Genomic DNA, 20,367 nt, shown 5'->3' with positions numbered 1-20,367 from the left:
GCCTGTTATTGTTTGCTGCTGGGTTTGAACGGGTGTATTGATCCGTTCGAGCCGGAAGTAAAGCCACAGGCTTCCAAGGCCCTGGTGGTTGATGGCTTCATTAATAGCAACGGGCGCACCACCATCAAGCTCTCCCATACTTATGACCTGGCCTCCACCAACGGACCAGTTACGGAAGACAAAGCCCAGGTTCTGATTCAGGGAGAAGGCAGCGGGGAGGAGTACTTATTGCGCGAAGTGAAGCTCGGCACCTATGTCTCCGATAGCCTGGTGTTGAACCCAGCTACTCAGTACCGCCTGTTCTTCCGCACCAGGAATAGCCGCAAGCAGTTCACGGGGCAATATGCTTCCAGCTACGAAGCTGTCAAGACCAGCCCGCCGATTGAGGCCCTGACTTGGAAGGTGGTACCCCGCGGCCTAGAGCTCTACGCCAACACTTTCGATGCGACCGGCCAGTCCATTTACTACCGCTGGGACTACACGGAAACCTGGGAATTCACCTCTGCCGGGCAATCTTATTTCGTGTACGAAAACCACAAGATGCGGCGGCGGCGGGCCGAGGAAGATATTTATACCTGCTGGCAGACGGTGCATAGCCCGACTATTAAGCTGACGAGCACCAAACGTTTGAGCGAGGACCGGGTGACGGAGTTTCCCCTCCTTGAGTTTCCTGCCGGCGATACCCGTTTGCGCTATAAGTACAGCGTACTGGTGCGCCAGTACACCATGGGAGCCGAGGAGTACGCCTACTGGGAAGCTTTGAAGAAGAACACGGAAACCATTGGCTCCTTGTTTGACCCGCTGCCTTCCCAGTCCACGGGCAATGTGCGCAACCTCAACCAGCCGCAGGAGCCCGTGCTCGGCTTTGTCGGCGTCGGCTCCGTGACCCAAAAACGAATCTTTATCGTAGCGCGGGAATTACCCCAGTGGTCATTTACCTCTGGGTATGAAAGCTGTGGGTACCTGCCCGAAGATGTAGCTCCGCCTGTTTCGCTGGAAGAAATGTTCGGCAGTGGCGAAAACATTCCGATGTATCTGTATGACCACGAAGAGTACGGTCTAATCTTTAGGTCTTACCCCGTGGAGTGCGCCGACTGCCGGGTGCGTGGCTCTAAGGTTCGTCCCCCTTTCTGGGATTAATTTGGGTGGCATTTAAACCGGAATTTCTAATTGATTTTATTCCCTTAGTTACTTCGTGATATGCCACGGTCTCTTCTGCGCTTTTGTTTCATCGTTTTAAGCGGGGCGCTGCTGGGGTTGAGCGGTTGCATCGAGCCGTTTGAGCCGGAAGTGCCGGTGCAGGCCACCAAAGCCCTGGTGGTAGATGGCTTTATCAACAGCAATGGACGCACTACCATCAAGCTCTCCCGCACTTATGACCTGGCCTCCACGGCCGGGCCGCTGACCGTGGATAAAGCCCAGGTTCTGATTCAGGGAGAAGGCAGCGGGGAGGAGTACCTATTGCGTGAGGTAAAGAGTGGTACCTATGTCTCCGACAGCCTGATCTTAAATCCGGGTACTCAGTACCGCCTGTTCTTCCGCACCCGCGACAGCCGCCAGCAGCTGCTGGGCCAGTATGCTTCGGCTTATCTGCCGGTCAAGACCAGCCCGCCCATTGATGCTTTGACCTGGAAAGTGGTGCCGCGCGGCCTGGAGCTCTACGCCAACACCTTCGATGCCACCGGCAACTCCCGCTATTACCGCTGGGACTACACCGAAACCTGGGAGTTTACTTCGTTTGCGCAGTCCAGGCTACAATATGTAAATGGGCAGATGGAGCCCCGCACTGAGGAGATTTATCGCTGCTGGCAAACGGTACATAGTCCGACCATCAAGCTGACGAGCACCAAACGTTTGAGTGAGGACCGGGTGACGGAGTTTCCCCTCCTTGAGTTTCCTGCCGGCGATACCCGTTTGCGCTATAAGTACAGCGTACTGGTGCGCCAGTACACCATGGGAGCCGAGGAGTACGCCTACTGGGAAGCTTTGAAGAAGAACACGGAAACCATTGGCTCCTTGTTTGACCCGCTGCCTTCCCAGTCCACGGGCAATGTGCGCAACCTCAACCAGCCGCAGGAGCCTGTGCTCGGCTTTGTCGGCGTCGGCTCCGTGACTCAAAAACGTATCTTTATTTCTGCAGATCAGTTGCCGGGCGCCTGGAATTTCAAGACTGGGAATGAGGACTGTGGCGCCCCCGATACAATTGTACCCATTCCTTATATCCCTTTTAAAGAAACATTGGATGCTCAGTTTGGAGGCGGCAAGCACCTCCCAATCAAGCCTCTATATAATGCCGGGGGAGGCGTAACTGGCTATACCTCTTACCCCGTGGAGTGCGCCGACTGCCGGGTGCGCGGCACCACCACCCGACCCTCCTTCTGGAAATAGAAGAGCATCTTAACTCCGTAATTGGTACCCCTGCCATAGTTGACCGAAGTACTTCAAGAAACAGTAATATAACCCGCCAAAAGCCTTTTTTTCCGACTTACCGCCGCTTTTCCCGTACGCTATAGGGATGTTTACCCTTTATCCAGTAGCGTATGTCCAGAACCATTATTGTTTCTAACCGCCTTCCTACCAAAGTACAGCGTACCGAAGACGGCTTAACCTTCCAGCCCAGTGAGGGCGGGCTGGCTACCGGCCTGGGCTCTATTTATAAGCGGGATGGCAACGTGTGGGTAGGCTGGCCCGGCATAGAAGTGCAGGATGACTTGGAAGAGGAATATGTGCGGGAGCAGCTCAAGCCCGACAGCATGGCGCCGGTATTCCTGACGGAAGCAGAAATCCGGGATTTCTACGAAGGCTTCAGCAACTCCACGCTCTGGCCCACCTTTCACTACTTTACTCAGTATGCCACTTATGAGCAGCAGCACTGGGAGGCCTATGTGGCCGTGAATGAAAAATTCTGTCAGGCCGTGCTGGAGCAGGCCGGCCCGCTCGATACCATCTGGGTGCACGATTACCAGTTGCTGCTGCTGCCGGAAATGCTGCGGCGCGCCCGCCCCGATGCTACCATTGGCTTTTTCCTGCATATCCCCTTCCCCTCCTATGAGCTGATTCGGGTGCTGCCCTGGCGGAATGAGCTGCTGCAGGGTATGCTGGGTGCTGATCTGATTGGCTTCCACACGTTCGGCTACATGCGGCATTTCCTCAGCGCGGTGTCGCAGCTGCTGGGGTATTCCTCCCAGAACGGGCAGATTGACACGCCCTCCCGGGCCGTGCTCGTCGATGCCTTCCCCATGGGCATTGACTACAAGCGCTACTCCCGCGCGGCGGCCTCCAAAGTTGCAAAGGAGCATGAAGCTGCTTACCGACAAGCCCTGCAGGAGGTGCGTGTTATTCTATCTATCGACCGGCTGGACTACACCAAGGGCATTGCCCAGCGCCTGCGCGCCTTCGAGCTGCTGCTGCAGCGCTACCCGGAGTGGCGCGAGCAGGTAAGCCTGATTATGGTGGTAGTACCCTCCCGCGACCAGGTGCCGCAATATGCTTCCTTAAAAGAAGAAATTGATGAGCTGGTGGGCCGCATAAACGCCCAGTACCGCACCATTACCTGGAACCCCATTCATTACTTCTACCGCTCGTTCCCGCTGGAAGAGCTGGCCTCCCTGTACCGCCTGGCCGAAGTGGCGCTGGTAACCCCCATGCGCGACGGCATGAATCTGGTAGCCAAAGAGTTTGTAGCCAGCAAGGCCGATCAGTGCGGCGTACTGATTCTGAGCGAGCGGGCCGGCGCCGCCCGGGAGCTTTCCGATGCCATCATCATCAACCCCACCGATGTGGGGCAGCTGGCCGAGGCCATGCATGATGCGCTGGTAATGCCGGAGGAGGAGCAAAAGCAGCGCATGACGTCTATGCAGGCGCTGGTGCGCCAATACAATGTATTTTCCTGGACCAAGCTATTTATGGGCCGCTTGAGTTACAGCAAAATCAAGCAGAAAACCCTGGCCACCGAAATGCTGGATAACAGTGCCTCGGAACAGCTTCTGCAGGACTATCAGGCTTCGGATCAGCGCCTGCTGCTGCTGGATTATGATGGTACGCTGGCCCCCTTCCACCCCGACCCACAGCGGGCCGAGCCCGACCAGGAAACTCACCTGTTGCTGCGGGCCCTGAGCGACAATCCCAAAAACCGCGTGGTCATCATCAGCGGCCGCGACAAGACCACGCTACAGAAGTGGCTGGGGTATCTACCCATTGATTTTATTGCCGAGCATGGCGTGTGGCTGCGCCGCACCGGCGACGACTGGAGCCTGTTCCAGCCCCTGCGCAACGACTGGAAGCGCGAAATACGCCCCGTGCTGGAGCTGTACGTCAACCGCACCACCGGCTCCTTCATTGAGGATAAAGACTATTCGCTGGTGTGGCACTTCCGCCGCGCCGACAATGATTTGGGCGCCATGCGGGCCCGGGAGCTGCTCAGCCACTTGTCATTCATGACCAGCAACACCGATTTGCAGGTGCTGGAAGGCAATAAAGTGGTCGAAATCAAAAATGCCGGCATCAATAAAGGCACTGCCGCTGCCCGCTGGCTTTCCCCGGAGCAGCCCACCTTTATTATGGCGGTGGGAGATGACCGCACCGATGAGGATACCTTCGGGGCTATGCCCTCCCAGGCCTATACCATTAAAGTTGGGGCCGGCGGGCGCTCTAAAGCGCGCTTTCACGTGCGCTCTACGCTGGATGTGCGGAAGCTGCTGCGCAGTCTTCTTTAATAGCTGGTAATTCCCGGAACAGGCGCGTTTACTCCCCATGGTGAGTAGCGCGCCCGTTTTTGTGTGCCCCCAGCCGTAGAAGCTATTCCGCCTGGCGGGGTTTTGCCGTAGCTTGCGACATTTATCAGGCCCCAACTACGCATGCCCCAACTTCAGATAGACGACTTGCAGGTGGAAGTGGTGCGCAAGAACATCCGGACCCTGCGGCTGAGCGTGCACATGCCCGATGGCCGTGTGCGGGTTTCCGTGCCTTTGCGTACTACGGAGGCTGCCATTCGGGAGCTGGTAACGGCCCGCCGCGCCTGGATTCAGAAGCACCAGACCAACTTTGCCGCCCGTGAGCAGCCCCGGCAGTTAACCTACGTTTCCGGCGAGCGGCATGCCTACCAGGGCCAGTCCTACGAGCTGCGCGTACACACCAGCACCGGTCCGGCGCGGGTGGTGCTACAGGATCAGCAGTTTCTGAACTTATATGTGCGGCCAGACAGCACCACGGAACAGCGCGCCCTGGTGCTGGCCGCCTGGTACCGCCAGCGCCTGCGCGAACAGCTCCCGGCACTGCTGGAAAAGTGGCAGCCGGTGGTAGGCGCGCAGGCCAGTGCCTGGGCCATAAAACAAATGAAAACCCGCTGGGGCACCTGCAATATCCAGGCAAAGCGTATCTGGCTGAACCTGGAGCTCATCAAGCGCCCCCTCCCCTGCCTGGAATATGTGGTGGTGCACGAGCTGACGCACTTGCATGAGCGCTACCACAACGCCCGTTTCTGGGGACTGATGGATACGTTTATGCCCAACTGGCGGCAGCACAAAGCAGAGCTGAACCGGGTACACCTCCGGAACAACCCCGGCGCGGATGAGTGCTAACCGTGAGAGTTTTAGCAAGGCGAAAAATGCCATGCCGAGCTTGTGGCTCATCAAGTCAGAGGCGAAGACAACCTGTTAGCTGCCGTTGCCACTTCTCCTGTCATCCTGACGCAGGAAGGACCTTCTCACGCTGAAACGAGTCGTTGTTGCGATTATCGTTTAGCTGTGAGAAGGTCCTTCCTGCGTCAGGATGACAAGTACTTAATGGGAAACGCCATCAGGCGCATTTACAGGAAATTGGGCTGATCCAGCTTTTTGGCAATGCGATACGCGGCATTTACCAGGCCCACGTGACTGTAGGCCTGCGGGAAGTTGCCCCACTGGGAGCCGGTGCGGGCGTCTACGTCCTCGCTGAGTAGGCCCAGGTGGTTGGTGTAGGTGATGAGCTTTTCAAACTCCCGGATAGCATCCTCGGTGCGGCCTACGCAGGCCAGGGTTTCCACGTACCAGAAAGAGCAGATAAGAAAGGTAGTTTCGGGCGTGCCGAAGTCATCGGGGTGGCGGTAGCGGTAGAACAGGCCTTCAGGCGTCATCAGCTCGGCTTCCAGAGCACGCAGGTGGGTGTGGGCCCGCTCGGAATTAGGGTCGAGGTAGCCCATCATAATCAGCTGCAGGGTGCTGGCATCCAGGTGCGGCGAGCCAATGGCATTGGTATATACGCCCCGCTTCGCATCATAGCACTGCTCTATCCGGTCGGCTGCTTTATGCATCAGATCGGTAGCCAGGGCTTCCATATCGGCATTACCCAGGGCTTTTGCCACCTTGCGGGCCGCGTTGCTCCCGGCCCAGTGAAACAGATAGGTATAGCAGTGATACTGCGCAATGTGGCGGAACTCCCAGAGGCCGGCATCGGGCTGGTCCATGGTAGCTTCTATACGGTGCAGGGCCTCATACACCAGCCGGGAAGGGTTGGTCCGCTCCGGGTCGATAAAGCGGCAGTCGACGTACAGCGGCAGAAGGGCCACCAGCACCTGCCCGTACACGTCGTTCTGAATGTGGGTATAGGCATCATTGCCAATGCGCACGGGCTGGTTGCCGAGGTAGCCCGCCAGCGGCAGCTCCTGCTCCGTTAGCTCGGAGGCCCCGCTGATACCGTAGAGCGGCTGGTACTTGTCTTTGACTTTGGTGGAGATGTTGGCGATGTAGTGGAAATACCGCTCCATCTCCTCAAAGTGACCGATGTTGTTGAAGGACGTGAGCGTGTAGTAAGTGTCGCGCATCCAGCAGTAGCGGTAGTCCCAGTTGCGGGTGCTGCCGGGGGCCTCGGGCAGGGAGGTGGTGCTGGCCGCTATAATTGCGCCGGTGTCCTCGTACTGGTGCAGTTTGAGGGCCATGGCCGACCGGATAACGGCTTCCTGGTGAAAATTGCTGATGCTGGTGCTCTTCACCCATTTGCGCCAGTACTCTATGGTGCTGCGCAGAAACCGCTCGGCAGTGCTTTCCAGGGCGGCCTCCAGAGGTGCCCCGTAGGTCAGGACCAGGTAACGGGGCTCATTCAGCACAAAATCCTCACCCTCCAGAATATAAGTCAGGGGAATATCGGTGGTGAGGCGGATTTCTTCATCGAGGCCCAGGAAGGCAATGTGGTTGGAGCTGCGCCGACGGTTGAGCTGCGTCTGGCCGTAGTTGCCCACGGGGTTGCAGCGCACCCGCACCCGGGGAGAGCCAGCCAAAGGCTCCAGCTTCCGGATCAGCATCAGGGGTTTGTAGTACCGCTCGTACTGGGGGAAGCGCGGAGCAAAATCCGTCACGCGGTAGCGGCCATCCTCGGTTTCAATTTCAGTGCAAAGCACATTGGTGTTTTGCAGATAATACTGCCGCGAGTGGTACTCGCCGGAAGTTGCCGGCAGCACGCTGTACTCGCCGCCTTTGTCTTTATCCAGCAAATCGCCAAAGACAAAGCTGCTGTCAAAGCGCGGCCAGCACATCCAGGCCACCGAAGTGTCTTTGCGAATAAGGGCCAGAAAGGCGCAATTGCCAATCAGACCCATCTCATAGGTATGTTTTGCCATAAGGTATCGGGGTAATAATCTGGCTTTTACCGCAAAAGCCAGCTCATAAACCGGTTCAGGTTGTACTAGCCCCCCGCCTTTGGGGTTGTCTCCGGGCTTTATTTGGCTGATATCTGACCGTAGGAATTGCCAGATAAGGAAATAAATAGGCTGTCCTTTATTTTGAATTATTTTAATATTTAATTATCTTCAATAATTCCGATTGTGCTTGTAAGGTCCCACTTCATTCTACTGTATGATGCATTTTCTACTGTGCCTGAGGTGGGTAATATTGCTGATGAGCTTGCCGGCAGGAATTTGCCTGGCAAACCCACTAAGTGTACCCATACCCACCGCGCTGACTTCCTCCGAAAATTACCTCCGGGAGTTGCTGGATACCACCAGTAACCAGGCCACGCTGACTTTTGAACGGCTGGAACTGCGCGCCGGCCGGGGGGTGCGCCAATTTTATGCGCAGCAGGCTTTTCAACCGGTCTGGACTACCAGTACCGGCTGGTCCAGGCCGGCTACCCAGGCCCTGCGGGTACTGGCGGCGGCGCCTGCTTATGGCCTCAGCCCCCAGGAATATAAGTGGGCCCAGCTACAGGCCCTGGCCGATACCCTGGCGCGTACGCAACCGGCCGCCCACGCCCCGTTGCTGGCGGCATATGAGCTTACCCTGACCGATGCGCTGCTGCGCTATGCCCTGCACCTGCGCTATGGGCGCCTGCAAGCCGCTACGCTGCAACCGCAGGTGTACGATTCGGCCGCTACCCTGCAGGCGGCGCAGCACCTGCAGGCAGCCTTAGCAGCGCCGGATTTTGCACAGGCTTTTCTAAGCTGCCAGCCCACCGGGAAGGCCTACCAACGCCTGCTGGCAGCCTGGCACACCCGTATAAACATGAAAAGCCCCGACTCGGTAGCCGTATTAGATGCCTCCCAGCAAGCCGAGTTCAGAAGCGTGGCCATTAACCTGGAGCGGAACCGCTGGTACGCCCAAGCCAAACCGGACACGGCGTATCTGCTGGTAAATATTCCGGCTTACCGTCTGGATGTGGTGGGACAGGGGCGGGTGCTGCGCAGCCACCGGGTGGTGGTGGGCAAACCCGCCCAACCTACCCCGCAGTTTGATGCCCGCTTGTACTTTTTCACGACGGCCCCCGAATGGCGCGTGCCTTCCAGCATTGCCATTCAGGAAATACTGCCCCAGCTCCGCCGCGACCCGGGCTACCTCTACCGGCACCAGTACCATATCTATAACCGACAGGGCCAGTCCATGAATCCCTACCGCATCAAATGGAAAACCATTACGCCGGAAAACTTCCCCTACACCATCCGGCAAATGCCTGGCCCCGATAACTCCCTAGGTAATGTATCCTACTATATGCCCAATGATTACACCGTTTTCCTGCACGATACGCCGGCGCGCAAGCTGTTTGCCCAGCCCCAGCGGGCCTTTAGCCACGGGTGCGTGCGGGTGGAGCAATCGGTAGAGCTGGCGGCTTTTCTGCTGCGCCGCAGCGGCACCCCGGACAGGGCCAAACGGCTGGAGCAGGCCGCCGCCCAGTCCTGGACGAAGCGCATTGATCTGCCCCGCGCCTGGCCCGTGCACGTGCGCTACTACACCTGCGAAGCCGCCGCCAATGGGCTGTTGCGGCACTATCCGGATGTATATGGGCTGGATGCACCCCTGCTGGCGGCTTTCTTTGCCGAGGTGCCGGTGGCAACTCAGATGCCGCCGCGCTAAACTATTCCCGGGTACAGTTGGTATCTTACCTCGCGCACATTAATGCGCTTACTCCCGCATGAAACTTCTTTACGGATACCTCCGGCAATATTGGGGCCTGCTGGCCCTGGCCCTGTTGCTGGCGGCCATCAACCAAGTATTCTCCCTCCTCGACCCCTATATCTTCCGGCAAATCATTGACCGGCACGTGGTAAAGCAAAACGGCACGCTGCACAATCTGTCCTTTTGGGCGTTTCTGGGCGGCGGGGCTGGCATTTTGATCTTGAAGGCCATGGGCGTGGCCATGGTGTCGCGCATCGCCAAAAACTTCCAGGACTACTACGTTAACGTCATTACCCAGCGGCTGGGTGCGCAGCTGTACTCCGATGGCTTGCGCCACTCCCTGGAGCTGCCCTACCAGGTGTTTGAAGACCAGCGCTCCGGCGAAACCCTGGGCAAGCTCCAAAAGGTGCGCTCCGATGTGGAGAAGCTCATTCAGAGCTTCGTGAATGTGCTTTTCATCTCGCTGGTGGGCATCATATTCGTAATGTGGTATGCCGTTAGCGTGTACTGGCCCATTGCGGCGGTCTATTTCCTCACCATTCCGCTGCTGGGCTCCCTGAGTCTGGTGTTGAGCCGCCGCATCAAAGTCATTCAGAAAACCATTGTGGCCGAAACCACAGCCCTGGCCGGCTCTACCACCGAAAGCCTGCGCAACATTGAGCTGATCAAAAGCCTGGGGCTGGCGCAGCAGGAAACTGAGCGCCTGAATGCTACCACGGATAAAATCCTGAAGCTGGAGCTGAAAAAGGTGCGCTACCTGCGCTCCTTGTCCTTTGTGCAGGGCACGTTTGTGAACCTGATGCGCAACGTTATTCTGCTGATGCTGCTGTACCTGGTAGTGCAGCAGATTATTACGGTAGGTGAGTTCTTCTCCTTCTTTATCTACTCGTTTGCCATTTTCGGGCCGCTGCAGGAAATCGGCAGCATCATAAACGTGTACCGCGAAACGGAGGCCTCCCTGGCCAACTTCCAGCTGATTCTGGATACGCCCAAGGATGTGAAGCCCCTGCACCCCAAGGTGATTCAGCAGATTGAAACGCTGGCTTTTGATGATGTGCGCTTTAAGCACCTCTCAGCCACGGCACCCGCCCTGGATGGTATTTCTTTTAGCACGAAGCTGGGCGAGACCATTGCCTTTGTGGGTCCGTCGGGCTCGGGCAAAACCACGCTGGTGAAGCTGCTGGTGGGTTTGTACCCGCCGGCGGCCGGGCGCATTCTCTACAATGGCATTCCCGGCCCGGAGCTGGACCTGGACACGCTGCGGGAACAGATTGGTTTTGTAACCCAGGACACGCAGCTGTTTGCGGGCACCATTCGGGAGAACCTGCGCTTTGTGGCGCCTCACGCCACCGATGCCGAGTGCCTGCACGCCCTGCACCAGGCCGCGGCAGACTCTTTGCTGGCCCGCGCCCCGCAGGGCCTGGACACCGTTATTGGCGAAGGCGGCGTGAAGGTATCCGGCGGCGAAAAGCAGCGCCTGAGCATTGCCCGGGCTTTGCTGCGCCACCCTACCCTGCTGGTGTTTGATGAAGCCACTTCGGCCCTAGACTCCCTCACGGAAGAGGAAATCAGTCAGACGGTGCGGGAGCTTTCCGGCTCGCGCCAGCACATCACCATCCTCATTGCCCACCGCCTGAGCACCATTCTGCACGCCGACCGCATTTTTGTGCTGGAGCGCGGCATTATTGCCGAGCAGGGACGGCACGAAGAGCTGCTCATGCAGAAAGGCCTGTATTACGCCATGTGGCGGCAGCAGATTGGGGAGCGCCCCGCCCCGGCGCAGCCCGCCGCCCGGCTGCAGAAAGTATAGGAAGAAGGTGGCCCGGGAGCTGTACTAAGTGAACTTATCCGTGCGTTAAGCTCCTTACTATAAAGTCTGTTGAAATAAGATTTCGGCAGGATTCTTGACTTACCCGGGCCAAACGAAAGGATATTCTTCATGAACCAACTCCCCTTCTTCCGCCGCTTTGCTGGCTTATGGCTGGCCGGCTGGCTTCTGCTGGCTTCTGCTGCCAACGCTCAGTCGGCGGAGGCAGGAGGCCAGCGCAATATCCTGCAGGAAATCACGGACGTGGTGGGCCTGAAGCCGCGCTTTGATTTGCGCGCTACCAGCGAGGTGCAGAACGCCGCCGCCGTGGTGTACAATGGGCACCGCTTGCTGCTCTATAATCCGCAGTTTGTGGCCGCCGTAAACCGCGCCGGCCGCACAGACTGGGCCGGCATCAGTATTCTGGCCCACGAAATTGGCCACCACCTGAATGGGCACACCCTGCGGGCCGGGGGCTCCCAACCGGCCGATGAGCTGGAGGCCGATGAATTCTCGGGCTTTGTGCTGCGTAAGATGGGCGCCAGCCTGGCCGAAGCGCAAGCCGCCATGGCCGTATTGGCGGAGGATGCGCCTTCTGTAACGCACCCCGGCCGCAACAGCCGACTGCGCTCCATTGGTGAAGGCTGGCAGCGGGCCAACCAGCAAATTGCGGCCAGCACCCGCACCAGTGCCCCCTCGGCCCGGCCAGCCATGCTGGCCAGCCGCCCGACCCCACAGCCGCGCGCTACTGCTGCCCCGGTTAGTGTGGTAGGCCGCATTACCTTCCGGGATAATCCGACGGAGCCCTTTTACGTGACCAACCGTCTGAACGTCATTCGGGTAGGCCAAAGCAATACGCCCGAGGTTATTGGCCGCCTGACCCGCTCTGACAGCCACGACTTTCCCTTTGTGCTGGTAGATGGCCAGCAGCGCCGCCTGTACATCAGCGACACCGGCCGTATTTACAACGCCCGCGGGCAGCAGGTGGGCATGGTTTCTGACCCCTCCTAGCCTACTATTTCAAACATAAAAAAGCCGGCCCCCTAGTAAGAGGGCCGGCTTTTTTCGTATCGGCTGAATCCGCTAAATCATGGCGGGTTCTCTATTCCCCGTCTTCCTCCCTTTCTAGCTCTCCCTAACATGCCGGAATTACCCGAAGTTGAAACCTACCGCCGTTTACTGGATGAATTGCTGGTGCCCCAAACGCTGGTGGCTTTTGAAGTGCTGGATGCGCACGTGCTGGCTACGCCCGAAGACGAGCTGCGCCATGCGCTGGTGGGCACTACCGTAACGGGCACCCGCCGGCTGGGTAAAAACTGCTTTCTGGAGCTTTCTACCGGGCAGGTGCTGGCCCTACACTTTGGCATGACCGGCGACGTAGGCGCCTACCGCCACGACCACGACCGGCCACGCTTTACCCGGGTGGCCTTTCACCTGAGCAACGGCCTGCGCGTAGCCTTTATCGACCCGCGCAAATTCGGCCGTATCCGGCTGGCAGCCAGCCAGGAGGAGTTCAGCAAGGCCAAAAAGCTGGGGCCCGATGCCCTGGCTATTACAGCGGCCCAGCTGCAGCAGGCGCTCAGTAAGCGGAAGCAGGCCATTAAGCCGCTGTTGCTGGATCAGGCCATTACGGCGGGCTTAGGCAACTGGATTGTGGATGAGGTACTATTCCAGGCTCGTATTCATCCGGAGCGACCGGCCAATTCCTTATCTATTGAACATTTCAATGCCTTGTATAACGCTGTTCAGCTGGTACTTACCACCGCCATTGAGCATGAAGCGGTATACCGCTACTTCCCGGCTTCCTTTTTAATACATGCCAGGGAATGGGATATTTCTTCTACACCGGAAACTACAAATCATCTGAATTGTCCTATTCATTCTGATACCATTATAGATAAAACCTATGTTGGTGGCAGAGCTACCTACACTTGCCCGGTCTGTCAGCCTCCCTACAACCACTAGAATAGTGTAAAATTATGTCTCAAAAAAGGGTGATTTAGCGCATTTAGCCCATAAAATACTGCCCTAATGCACTGATAAATACAATATTACCCTGTTTGTAATTTTCCAAATATAATCTTTCAATTATTGTCTTTTACCGATATCAATCAAAATATTGTCTTTACATTTGTGACAGGCAACACAGCTAAGGATGTGGACTTTGCCGCGTTTGAGGTTGAAATGTAGTTGTTGAATAGGTAGCCCCGCTACCATCGCGCACTGTCACTTAATTCATTACTTACCAAAGCTTACTGTACATGAAGAAATTGCCCCTTTTCCTGAGCCTGGCCATGGGCCTTATCTCCCTGGCATCCTGTGAGAAAGAAATTGTTGAAGTAGAGAATCCCGCTCAGAATAAGGCCGTTGCCGCCGCTACTTCGCAGAATGCGGCCCTGCCCGGCGGCACCTGGCGCCTGACCGACATGACGTCCAGTGTTGTATTACCCGGCTCCAATGAGGTTTCTAACACCAGCATGTTTGCCCGCCTGAAGCCCAGCCTGCGCGACAACCAGATCCAATACCAGGAGGGTGGCCAGTACATTGAAAATGAAGGCCAGCTGAAGCAGGACGAAGATGCTCCCCAGCAGAGCACGGGCAGTTGGAAGCTGAACGAAAAAGGTGATTCGCTTACCATCAGCATTGGCCAGAGCGCCCGTAGCTACGCCGTTACTGAGCTAACTGCCAATTCTTTGCGCCTGCGCACCACGCAAAGCATTCCCCAGGGAGCCTCCGTTACCACTACTTCGGTATTTTCCCGCTAATCTGTCATTTTTGCCGGTTCTCATAACCAGGTAAGCAAAACGCCCAGCCGTAGTGGCTGGGCGTTTTTCGTATAAAAATAGCCGGAACACTGGACCTAGGTAAGCCTAAGACGCCGGGGTCGTTTCGTTGTTTTGCCGGGCGGCCTTTTGCGTGAGCGAGGTAATCCAGGACCGGCTGACTGCTGATTCGCTTTCGTAGCCCATGCGGCGCTCATCCCCGGCTTCTTCCGCGGGACCGGGCAAGGTGCGGTTCACCCAGCTCAGCACATCGGCGGTAGTGCCGGGAAACAGGCCGTGCACCGCCGACAGGAGCTTGGCCGGCAAGCCCAGTATCACTTCGGCGTCGCCGCGGCGGCAGGCGTTCCAGATCTGGCGGGCCGCCATGGTGGCATCCATAGAAAGCACCGGCAACGAATCGGCAACAATAAACCAGGCAAATTCCTTCTGGTGCTGGCCTTTTACCTGGGCATTGCGGGCGCTGCCCGTGCGCATCAGGCCCGGGCATACGGTGGTTACTTTGATGCCGTATTGCAGCAGCTCCGAGCGGAACCCTTCGGAAAGGCCCACCAGCGCAAACTTGCTGGCGCTGTAGGGCGCCAGGTGGGGCACGGCTACTTTACCACCCACGGAGGCAATATTCACGATGCGGCCTTCGCCCCGGCTGCGCATGGCCGGCAATACGGCCTGCATGGCATGCAGGGGCGCCCAGAAATGGATATCCATGGAGTCTTCGTACTCACTGACATCCATATGGTCCAGGGGGCCGCCCGTGATAATGCCGGCATTGTTGATGAGGACGTCAATGGTGCCCAGTTTCTGCTGCACTTCTTCTACCAACGCGCGCACCTCGGCCGGCTCGGAAAGGTCGCGCACCAGGGCCATAACTTCGGCGCCGTCGGTGGCCAGCTCCTGGCGGGCGCGCTCCAGCTCGTCGGGGTCGCGGGCACAAATGGCCACTTTGGCACCTTCGGCCACGGCCTGGCGGGCCAGCAGCAGGCCCAGGCCGCGGGAGCCGCCCGTAATCAAAACCACACGGCCGCTAAGGTCATAGGAGCCGCGGCGGTTGCTCCAGAGGGCGGCAGCGACCAGCACACCTGCTCCCGCAGCGGCCAGCCAGTTGTTTCGGGTTTTTCGCTTCATATAATCTTCTAAGCGAAGCGCGTGGCAAAGGTTACAGGCGAGGCCTTTTTTTCCGCAGGATACCTAACTTCGTGGGCCTGCTGCGTTACAGGACCATTGTTTTATATCTGGCATCATATTTACGGTACCATATATCAGGGCCGGGCTTTCGCGCCTTCCTCTTCTCACTTCTGCCTTCTGTTGTTATGAATAAGCTTCTTGTTGCCTTTTCTGCCGCTGTCCTTTTTACTGCTCCCCTAAGCCTGCGCGCACAAACGGTGAGCAGTAAAACCAAAGTCAAAACAGCTGCCGGTACTTCAAAAACCAAGGAAACCGTTCCGGCGCCCGTGGCTACGCGCCCGGCGCCACCGTCAGTTAAAGTAGAGGAGCGCGCCACGGCCCTCACGGCCAACATGCAAAAAGCGCTGGGCCTCACCCCTCAGCAAACGGAAAAAGTACAGCAGATAAACCTGAACAGCGTGCGCAACGTGGAAACCGTGCGGCTGAAATACCGCAACGACCTGCGCAAAATGGCCGCCCTCATTGATGATATCGGCCAGTCCCGGTTGTCTTCTTTGAAAGACGTACTCACTCCGCAGCAGTTTGACCGGTATCAGCGTAAGCGCGAAGAGAAAATGGGCGTGCCTAACGTAACCGGCACCCAGGGCACTCCCGCCCCCGGCCTGCCCGGCCACGATGGAGAGTAGTCAATCCAACATTATTAAAAAAGCCCCGGCATATTCGTACCGGGGCTTTTTTGATGTCATTTAACACGCTTACCCCTGCCAGGTTTCGTAGCCCAGCTTCAGGATTATCCCGCTTACTACTACCAGAAACAGTACCCGCACAAACCCGGTACCGCGCTGCAGGGCTACTTTGGCACCCAGCGTAGAGCCCAGCATATTGCAGGCCGCCATGGGCAGGGCCACTTGGTAGAGAATCTGGTCGGTGAAGGCGAAATAGAGCAGGCTGGCCAGGTTGGTGGCCACGTTTACCAGCTTGGCCGAGGCGGAGGCCGACAGGAAATCGTAGCCAAAAAGCCCTACAAACCCGAATAGCAGAAAGCTGCCGGTGCCGGGCCCGAAGAAACCATCATAAAAACCCAGGCACACGCCCATGAGCAGGCCCATCAGTACTTCGCGTCGGGGAGAAAGCCGGGGGGCGTGCAAAGCGCCGAAATCCTTCCGCCAGAAGGTGTAAATCCCGATAACGACCAGCATGCCCAGCACGAGAGGCCGCAGCATGGCAGCCGGCAGCTGGCTGACCACCCGCGCCCCCAGAAAAGAGAATACCGCCGCAGTAGCCGCGGCAGCTCCTACTGCCTGCCACCGCATGGGCACCCGCCCCGCATAGCGCCGCAGCGCGGCGGCCGTACCCGCTAACGACGATACTTTACCCGTACCTAATATGGTGGGCACCGGCACGCCTTTAAGCAGCAGCAGCATGGCCGGCAGCTGAATAAGACCGCCGCCGCCCACTACGGAGTCTACAAAACCAGCTAAAAAAGCAAAAAGGCAGAGGGCAATCAGCGTCGAGGTCATACTAGCAGACGAAGATAGCGGCGCCATGCCTTCAGCCGTATAAAAAGTTGCGGCCAAGGTAAAAACCTGCCTTCCGCCATGGGCCGGTGCCGGGTGGCCAACCCTCCGCCCGGCCGTTGGTTATACCTGACAAATACCTGATTTATGTCTTCCTCCACTCTCCAACTGAGTATTCTGGATCAGTCGCCGGTACCGCAGGGGCGTACTCCGCGCGAGGCTTTGCTGCATACCATTGAGCTGGCCCAGCTGGCCGACCGCCTCGGCTACACCCGCTTCTGGGTATCGGAGCATCATAATACCAACACGCTGGCCGGCTCGGCCCCGGAAGTACTGCTGGCCCGCCTGGGCGCCGAAACCAAACGCATTCGGCTGGGCTCGGGTGGCGTAATGCTACCGCACTACTCAGCCCTGAAAGTGGCCGAAACCTTTCGCCTGCTGGAAACGCTGTACCCCGGCCGTATTGATCTGGGCATTGGCCGCGCCCCCGGCACCGACCGGATTACGTCCCACGCCCTCAACCCGCACAACGCCTTCCGCGACGAAGACTTTGCCGAGCAGCTGATGGACTTGCGGGCTTACCTGCGCGATGAAGTGGTGGAAGACACCATTCACGCCAAGGTAAAAGCCGCGCCGTTTACGGATACCGTGCCGGAGCTGTGGCTGCTGAGCTCCAGTGGGCAGAGCGGCCTGTTTGCCGCCCACGTAGGGGCCGCCTTTTCGTTTGCGCACTTCATCAACCCCAACGGCGGCCCAAACATGGTGCGGGTGTACCGAGAGCGGTTCCGGCCCTCGCCGGAGCTGGCGGCACCGCAGGCCAACGTAGCCGTATTTGTGGCCTGCGCCGAAACCGAAAGCCGGGCCCAGGCCTTAGCCGACAACCTGGCGCTGCAAATGCTGAAGCTTGAAACCGGCCAGTTTACGCCCATCGGTCCGGTAGAAGCCATAAATACAAAGGGCTTACCAGCTGATTTGCAGGCCCGCCTGGCGTATCATCATACCCGAATAGTAAGCGGCACCCCGGATAAGGTAAAAGCAGAGCTTACGGCGTTAGCGGCGGCCTACGAGGTACCGGAAGTGGTAGCAGTATCCATTATGCACAGCTACGAGGACCGGATTCGCTCTTATGAGCTGCTGGCCGAGGCTTTTGCGCTGAACCCGGTGCAGCACATGCTGGCCGGCCAATAGCAACTGACCTTATTTACTGCCTATGCAGGCCCGTACGGCGCGCAAGTCCGCACGGATAGCGGGCCAGGTGGCTTTCTGTGAGCCTGACCGAAGCGCTGGTGGCGAAAAGCAGAAACCATGAGTAGCTTGCCGGCCCGGTGGGAATTTTCTCTGCTCCCCTGGCTGTTGCTGCCTGCTTATGTCTGCTTTTACTTCCGGCCGCCTGGGTGGCCTGCTCGCCCGCCTGGGCATCGATTGGTTTCTACTAGGCCTGATGGGGGCCGTGGCGCTGGCGTATGCGTTTCCGGAGCTGGGCAGCAAAGCCAGCCCTCTGCCCTGGCACCGCATTACCGCCGTGGGCATCAGCCTGATTTTCTTTTTTTACGGCCTGCGCCTCAGCCCCGAGAAGCTGCGGGCCGGCATGCGCAACTGGCGGCTGCATATCCTTGTTCAGGCCACCACGTTTCTGGTGTTTCCGCTGCTGGCCCTGGCGGTGCGCCCTTTGTTTGGAGCTTCTGAAGCCAGCCAGCTGCTGTGGCAAAGCATTTTCTTCCTGTGCACGTTGCCTTCCACAGTGTCTACTTCCGTGGTAATGGTGTCTATGGCCGGAGGCAATATTCCGGCGGCCATTTTCAACGCTACCCTGTCCGGGCTGCTGGGCATTGTGGCCACGCCTCTCTGGACCGGGCTGGTGCTACACACTGCTACCGGCAATGCTGCCCTCAGCGGCCTGGCCCTGGACTTGTTGGTGCAGGTGGTGCTGCCAGTGCTGGCGGGGGTTGTGCTGCACCGCTGGCTGGGGGCCTTTGCCGAGCGGAACCGCCTGCGCCTGCGCACCTCCGACCAGATTATTATCCTGCTCCTGGTTTTCACCTCGTTCAGTGAGTCGTTTGCGCAGGGTATTTTCCGCAGCTATGGGCTGACGGATGTGCTGCTACTGGCCGCCGGCATGCTGGCCCTTTTCCTGCTGGTGTTTGGCGGCATTGGGCTCCTGAGCCGGGCCCTGCACCTGCCCCACCCCGACCAGCTGACTGCCTTGTTTTGCGGCTCCAAGAAGTCCCTGGTGCATGGCAGCGTGATGGCCGCCATTCTGTTTCCCAACATGGCCGCCACGGGCGCCCTGCTCCTGCCGCTTATGCTGTATCATGCCCTGCAGATTCTGGCGGCCAGCGTGCTGGCACAACGGGCGGCGCGGCAGGAAGTGGTTATCTGAATAAGCCAATCCTGCAATTTTTATTACGCCTCTATGCCTCACTTACGGCCTTTTAACTACTTTTGAGGCTTGTTATATTCCAAAAACCACCTATTCCCGGCATGAGAAAATTCTTTCTCCTTTTCGCCTTATTTATGGGCGTCCTCGGCACCGTTTCGGCGCAGTCTACTACCAAAGAGCTGTTCACGGCCGTGCTGAAAAACAAACCCGCCGATGTGGAAACGCTGCTGGCTAATGGGGCTAATCCCAATACTACTATAGAGATGATTCCGGGCTTCCCCACCACCTGCCTGATTGTGGCGGCCGGCAACAACCGCCTGGAAATTGTGAAGCTGCTGGTGCAGCATAAGGCCCAGGTAAACCAGACCGACAACTTCAAAGCCACCGCCCTGATGGCCGCGGCCGGAAAAGGCAATCTGGAGACGGTTACCTTCCTGCTGGCCAACGGCGCCGATGCCAAAGCCAAGGACGAAGACGGCAAAGATGCCCTGGCCGCCGCCAAAGAAAGCGGCAACGCGGCGGTGGTTTCCCTGCTGGAGCCGAAGTCGAAGTAGCGCTTCTGCTTATCGCCACAAAAAAGGCCGGACCCTCAAGCGGGTCCGGCCTTTTTATTGGGTCTGGCTGCGCGGCATTTGGCAGCACCTTTTTCAGCTTTGGGCGGCGCAGCGCCGGCTGTCTTACCGTAGCTTTTCCTGGAAGAAGGCCAGGGTAAGGGCCCAGGCTTCCTGCGCGGCCTGCGGGTGGTAGCTGGGCCGCTCGTCGCAGTTAAAGCCGTGGTCGGCGTAGGAAATAACGGTGTTGATGTAGGGCTTGCCGGCGGCTTCTACGGCCTCTATTACCTGGGCAACCTGCTCTTTGGTGATGTGCGCATCCAGCCCGCCCCAGAAAAACAGGTGCGGGGCGGAGAGGTCGGCGGCGTAGCGTATGAGCTGGTGGGTGCCGCCCCCGTAGTAGGACACGCCGGCGGCCAAGGGCAACACGGCATTGGCCAGAAACGAAACCCGGCCCCCCAGGCAAAAGCCCACGCTGCCAATTTTATCGGCTATTACCCCGTCCTGGGCCTGCAGCCAATCGTAGCTGGCCTGCAAATCGGCGGTGAGGCCTTCATTGGTGATGGCGCCGTAATGCGGAATAGCCGAGGTAAAGTTGTCGTAAGCAAACTCCTGCCCTGGCTTGGCCGTGCGATGAAAAATCTCGGGGGCGATGACCACGTAGCCAGCCTGGGCCAGGCGGTCGGCTACGCTGCGGATATGGTGATTCACGCCAAAAGCTTCCTGGCAAAGAATGATGCCCGGGCGGGGCTCCTGCGTATCGGGGAAGGCAGTATACGCCTGCAGTTTGGTGTTATCGGGGGCAGTGAGGGTTACGGCGTTTGGGTAGCTCATAAGGGGTCAGATAA

17 protein-coding genes are annotated in these 20,367 nt (G+C 58.2%); 13 read left to right on the top strand and 4 right to left on the bottom strand.

The genetic code is table 11. The features are described 5' to 3' along the window. The first annotated feature begins 24 nt into the window (after positions 1–24). The 4 genes from AM218_RS05020 (at position 25) to AM218_RS05005 (ending at position 5,579) form a co-directional block, all read left to right on the top strand. On the top strand, positions 25–1,140 hold the full coding sequence (locus tag AM218_RS05020; protein WP_231717546.1) for a DUF4249 domain-containing protein: 1,116 nt from the start codon (positions 25–27) through the stop codon (positions 1,138–1,140). 60 nt (positions 1,141–1,200) lie between these two features. Next, on the top strand, positions 1,201–2,388 hold the full coding sequence (locus tag AM218_RS05015; protein WP_071843697.1) for a DUF4249 domain-containing protein: 1,188 nt from the start codon (positions 1,201–1,203) through the stop codon (positions 2,386–2,388). Positions 2,389–2,540: 152 nt separating this feature from the next. Next, entirely contained in the window at positions 2,541–4,715 is a 2,175-nt protein-coding gene (locus tag AM218_RS05010) for a bifunctional alpha,alpha-trehalose-phosphate synthase (UDP-forming)/trehalose-phosphatase (RefSeq protein WP_054412432.1), read from the top strand. Positions 4,716–4,856: 141 nt separating this feature from the next. Then, on the top strand, positions 4,857–5,579 hold the full coding sequence (locus AM218_RS05005; protein WP_054412429.1) for a M48 family metallopeptidase: 723 nt from the start codon (positions 4,857–4,859) through the stop codon (positions 5,577–5,579). Between the two features lie 227 nt (positions 5,580–5,806). Here the strand turns inward: AM218_RS05005 and AM218_RS05000 are convergent, their stop codons facing one another. Beyond that, positions 5,807–7,591 (bottom strand): glycoside hydrolase family 15 protein, encoded by a 1,785-nt coding sequence (locus tag AM218_RS05000; protein WP_054412427.1) that lies wholly within the window; start codon positions 7,589–7,591, stop codon positions 5,807–5,809. Positions 7,592–7,874: 283 nt separating this feature from the next. On the opposite strand from AM218_RS05000, the gene AM218_RS04995 reads away from it, so the two are divergent. The 5 genes from AM218_RS04995 to AM218_RS04975 all read left to right on the top strand — a co-directional run bounded on the left by AM218_RS04995 (position 7,875) and on the right by AM218_RS04975 (position 13,931). Beyond that, on the top strand, positions 7,875–9,317 hold the full coding sequence (locus AM218_RS04995) for a L,D-transpeptidase scaffold domain-containing protein (RefSeq protein WP_197274019.1): 1,443 nt from the start codon (positions 7,875–7,877) through the stop codon (positions 9,315–9,317). A 58-nt stretch (positions 9,318–9,375) separates the two neighbouring features. After that, complete coding sequence (locus AM218_RS04990; RefSeq protein WP_054412423.1) at positions 9,376–11,169, top strand: ABC transporter ATP-binding protein; 1,794 nt, start codon at positions 9,376–9,378, stop codon at positions 11,167–11,169. A 129-nt stretch (positions 11,170–11,298) separates the two neighbouring features. Next, the gene (locus tag AM218_RS04985; protein ID WP_054412421.1) at positions 11,299–12,177 is read left to right on the top strand and encodes a M48 family metalloprotease; all 879 of its coding nucleotides are present in this window, start codon (positions 11,299–11,301) and stop codon (positions 12,175–12,177) included. A gap of 129 nt (positions 12,178–12,306) precedes the next feature. Continuing rightward, positions 12,307–13,131: a DNA-formamidopyrimidine glycosylase gene (gene mutM / locus AM218_RS04980; RefSeq protein WP_054412419.1), complete on the top strand. Its 825-nt coding sequence runs from the start codon at positions 12,307–12,309 to the stop codon at positions 13,129–13,131. Between the two features lie 296 nt (positions 13,132–13,427). After that, a complete protein-coding gene (locus AM218_RS04975; protein ID WP_054412418.1) occupies positions 13,428–13,931 on the top strand; it encodes a DUF5004 domain-containing protein in 504 nt (167 codons plus the stop codon). A gap of 105 nt (positions 13,932–14,036) precedes the next feature. On the opposite strand, the gene AM218_RS04970 is transcribed toward AM218_RS04975, so the two are convergent. Beyond that, complete coding sequence (locus AM218_RS04970) at positions 14,037–15,071, bottom strand: SDR family NAD(P)-dependent oxidoreductase (protein ID WP_054412416.1); 1,035 nt, start codon at positions 15,069–15,071, stop codon at positions 14,037–14,039. Positions 15,072–15,256: 185 nt separating this feature from the next. Between AM218_RS04970 and AM218_RS04965 the strand changes: the two genes are divergently transcribed. After that, complete coding sequence (locus AM218_RS04965; protein ID WP_054412414.1) at positions 15,257–15,757, top strand: DUF4890 domain-containing protein; 501 nt, start codon at positions 15,257–15,259, stop codon at positions 15,755–15,757. A gap of 69 nt (positions 15,758–15,826) precedes the next feature. Here AM218_RS04965 and AM218_RS04960 read toward each other — a convergent pair whose 3' ends face one another. Next, the gene (locus tag AM218_RS04960; protein ID WP_054412412.1) at positions 15,827–16,591 is read right to left on the bottom strand and encodes a sulfite exporter TauE/SafE family protein; all 765 of its coding nucleotides are present in this window, start codon (positions 16,589–16,591) and stop codon (positions 15,827–15,829) included. 144 nt (positions 16,592–16,735) lie between these two features. Here AM218_RS04960 and AM218_RS04955 point away from each other — a divergent pair, with 144 nt between their 5' ends. The 3 genes from AM218_RS04955 (at position 16,736) to AM218_RS04945 (ending at position 19,522) form a co-directional block, all read left to right on the top strand. Next, positions 16,736–17,776 carry an LLM class flavin-dependent oxidoreductase gene (locus tag AM218_RS04955; RefSeq protein WP_054412410.1) on the top strand — a complete coding sequence of 347 codons (1,041 nt, stop codon included), beginning with the start codon at positions 16,736–16,738 and terminating at the stop codon, positions 17,774–17,776. A gap of 178 nt (positions 17,777–17,954) precedes the next feature. Then, positions 17,955–18,968: a bile acid:sodium symporter family protein gene (locus tag AM218_RS04950; protein WP_054412408.1), complete on the top strand. Its 1,014-nt coding sequence runs from the start codon at positions 17,955–17,957 to the stop codon at positions 18,966–18,968. A gap of 101 nt (positions 18,969–19,069) precedes the next feature. Further along, positions 19,070–19,522, top strand: a complete 453-nt coding sequence (locus AM218_RS04945) for an ankyrin repeat domain-containing protein (protein WP_082318075.1) — start codon at positions 19,070–19,072, stop codon at positions 19,520–19,522. A 123-nt stretch (positions 19,523–19,645) separates the two neighbouring features. Here AM218_RS04945 and AM218_RS04940 read toward each other — a convergent pair whose 3' ends face one another. After that, positions 19,646–20,353, bottom strand: a complete 708-nt coding sequence (locus tag AM218_RS04940; RefSeq protein WP_054412404.1) for a dienelactone hydrolase family protein — start codon at positions 20,351–20,353, stop codon at positions 19,646–19,648. Positions 20,354–20,367 lie beyond the last annotated feature (14 nt).

This window comes from Hymenobacter sp. DG25A, from assembly GCF_001280305.1.
Classification (GTDB): domain Bacteria; phylum Bacteroidota; class Bacteroidia; order Cytophagales; family Hymenobacteraceae; genus Hymenobacter.
The sequence above is the reverse complement of the archived record's forward strand: the minus strand, read 5'-3'. Positions and strand labels throughout refer to the sequence as shown.

Coding starts and splice junctions, on each gene's coding strand:
- AM218_RS04940 (WP_054412404.1), bottom strand. CDS start 20,353: ATGAGCTACCCAAACGCCGTAACCCTCACTGCCCCCGATAACACCAAA.
- AM218_RS05005 (WP_054412429.1), top strand. CDS start 4,857: ATGCCCCAACTTCAGATAGACGACTTGCAGGTGGAAGTGGTGCGCAAG.
- AM218_RS05000 (WP_054412427.1), bottom strand. CDS start 7,591: ATGGCAAAACATACCTATGAGATGGGTCTGATTGGCAATTGCGCCTTT.
- AM218_RS04985 (WP_054412421.1), top strand. CDS start 11,299: ATGAACCAACTCCCCTTCTTCCGCCGCTTTGCTGGCTTATGGCTGGCC.
- AM218_RS04955 (WP_054412410.1), top strand. CDS start 16,736: ATGTCTTCCTCCACTCTCCAACTGAGTATTCTGGATCAGTCGCCGGTA.
- AM218_RS05010 (WP_054412432.1), top strand. CDS start 2,541: ATGTCCAGAACCATTATTGTTTCTAACCGCCTTCCTACCAAAGTACAG.
- AM218_RS04950 (WP_054412408.1), top strand. CDS start 17,955: ATGTCTGCTTTTACTTCCGGCCGCCTGGGTGGCCTGCTCGCCCGCCTG.
- AM218_RS04965 (WP_054412414.1), top strand. CDS start 15,257: ATGAATAAGCTTCTTGTTGCCTTTTCTGCCGCTGTCCTTTTTACTGCT.
- AM218_RS04945 (WP_082318075.1), top strand. CDS start 19,070: ATGAGAAAATTCTTTCTCCTTTTCGCCTTATTTATGGGCGTCCTCGGC.
- AM218_RS05015 (WP_071843697.1), top strand. CDS start 1,201: ATGCCACGGTCTCTTCTGCGCTTTTGTTTCATCGTTTTAAGCGGGGCG.
- AM218_RS04960 (WP_054412412.1), bottom strand. CDS start 16,591: ATGACCTCGACGCTGATTGCCCTCTGCCTTTTTGCTTTTTTAGCTGGT.
- AM218_RS04970 (WP_054412416.1), bottom strand. CDS start 15,071: ATGAAGCGAAAAACCCGAAACAACTGGCTGGCCGCTGCGGGAGCAGGT.
- AM218_RS04975 (WP_054412418.1), top strand. CDS start 13,428: ATGAAGAAATTGCCCCTTTTCCTGAGCCTGGCCATGGGCCTTATCTCC.
- AM218_RS04990 (WP_054412423.1), top strand. CDS start 9,376: ATGAAACTTCTTTACGGATACCTCCGGCAATATTGGGGCCTGCTGGCC.
- mutM (WP_054412419.1), top strand. CDS start 12,307: ATGCCGGAATTACCCGAAGTTGAAACCTACCGCCGTTTACTGGATGAA.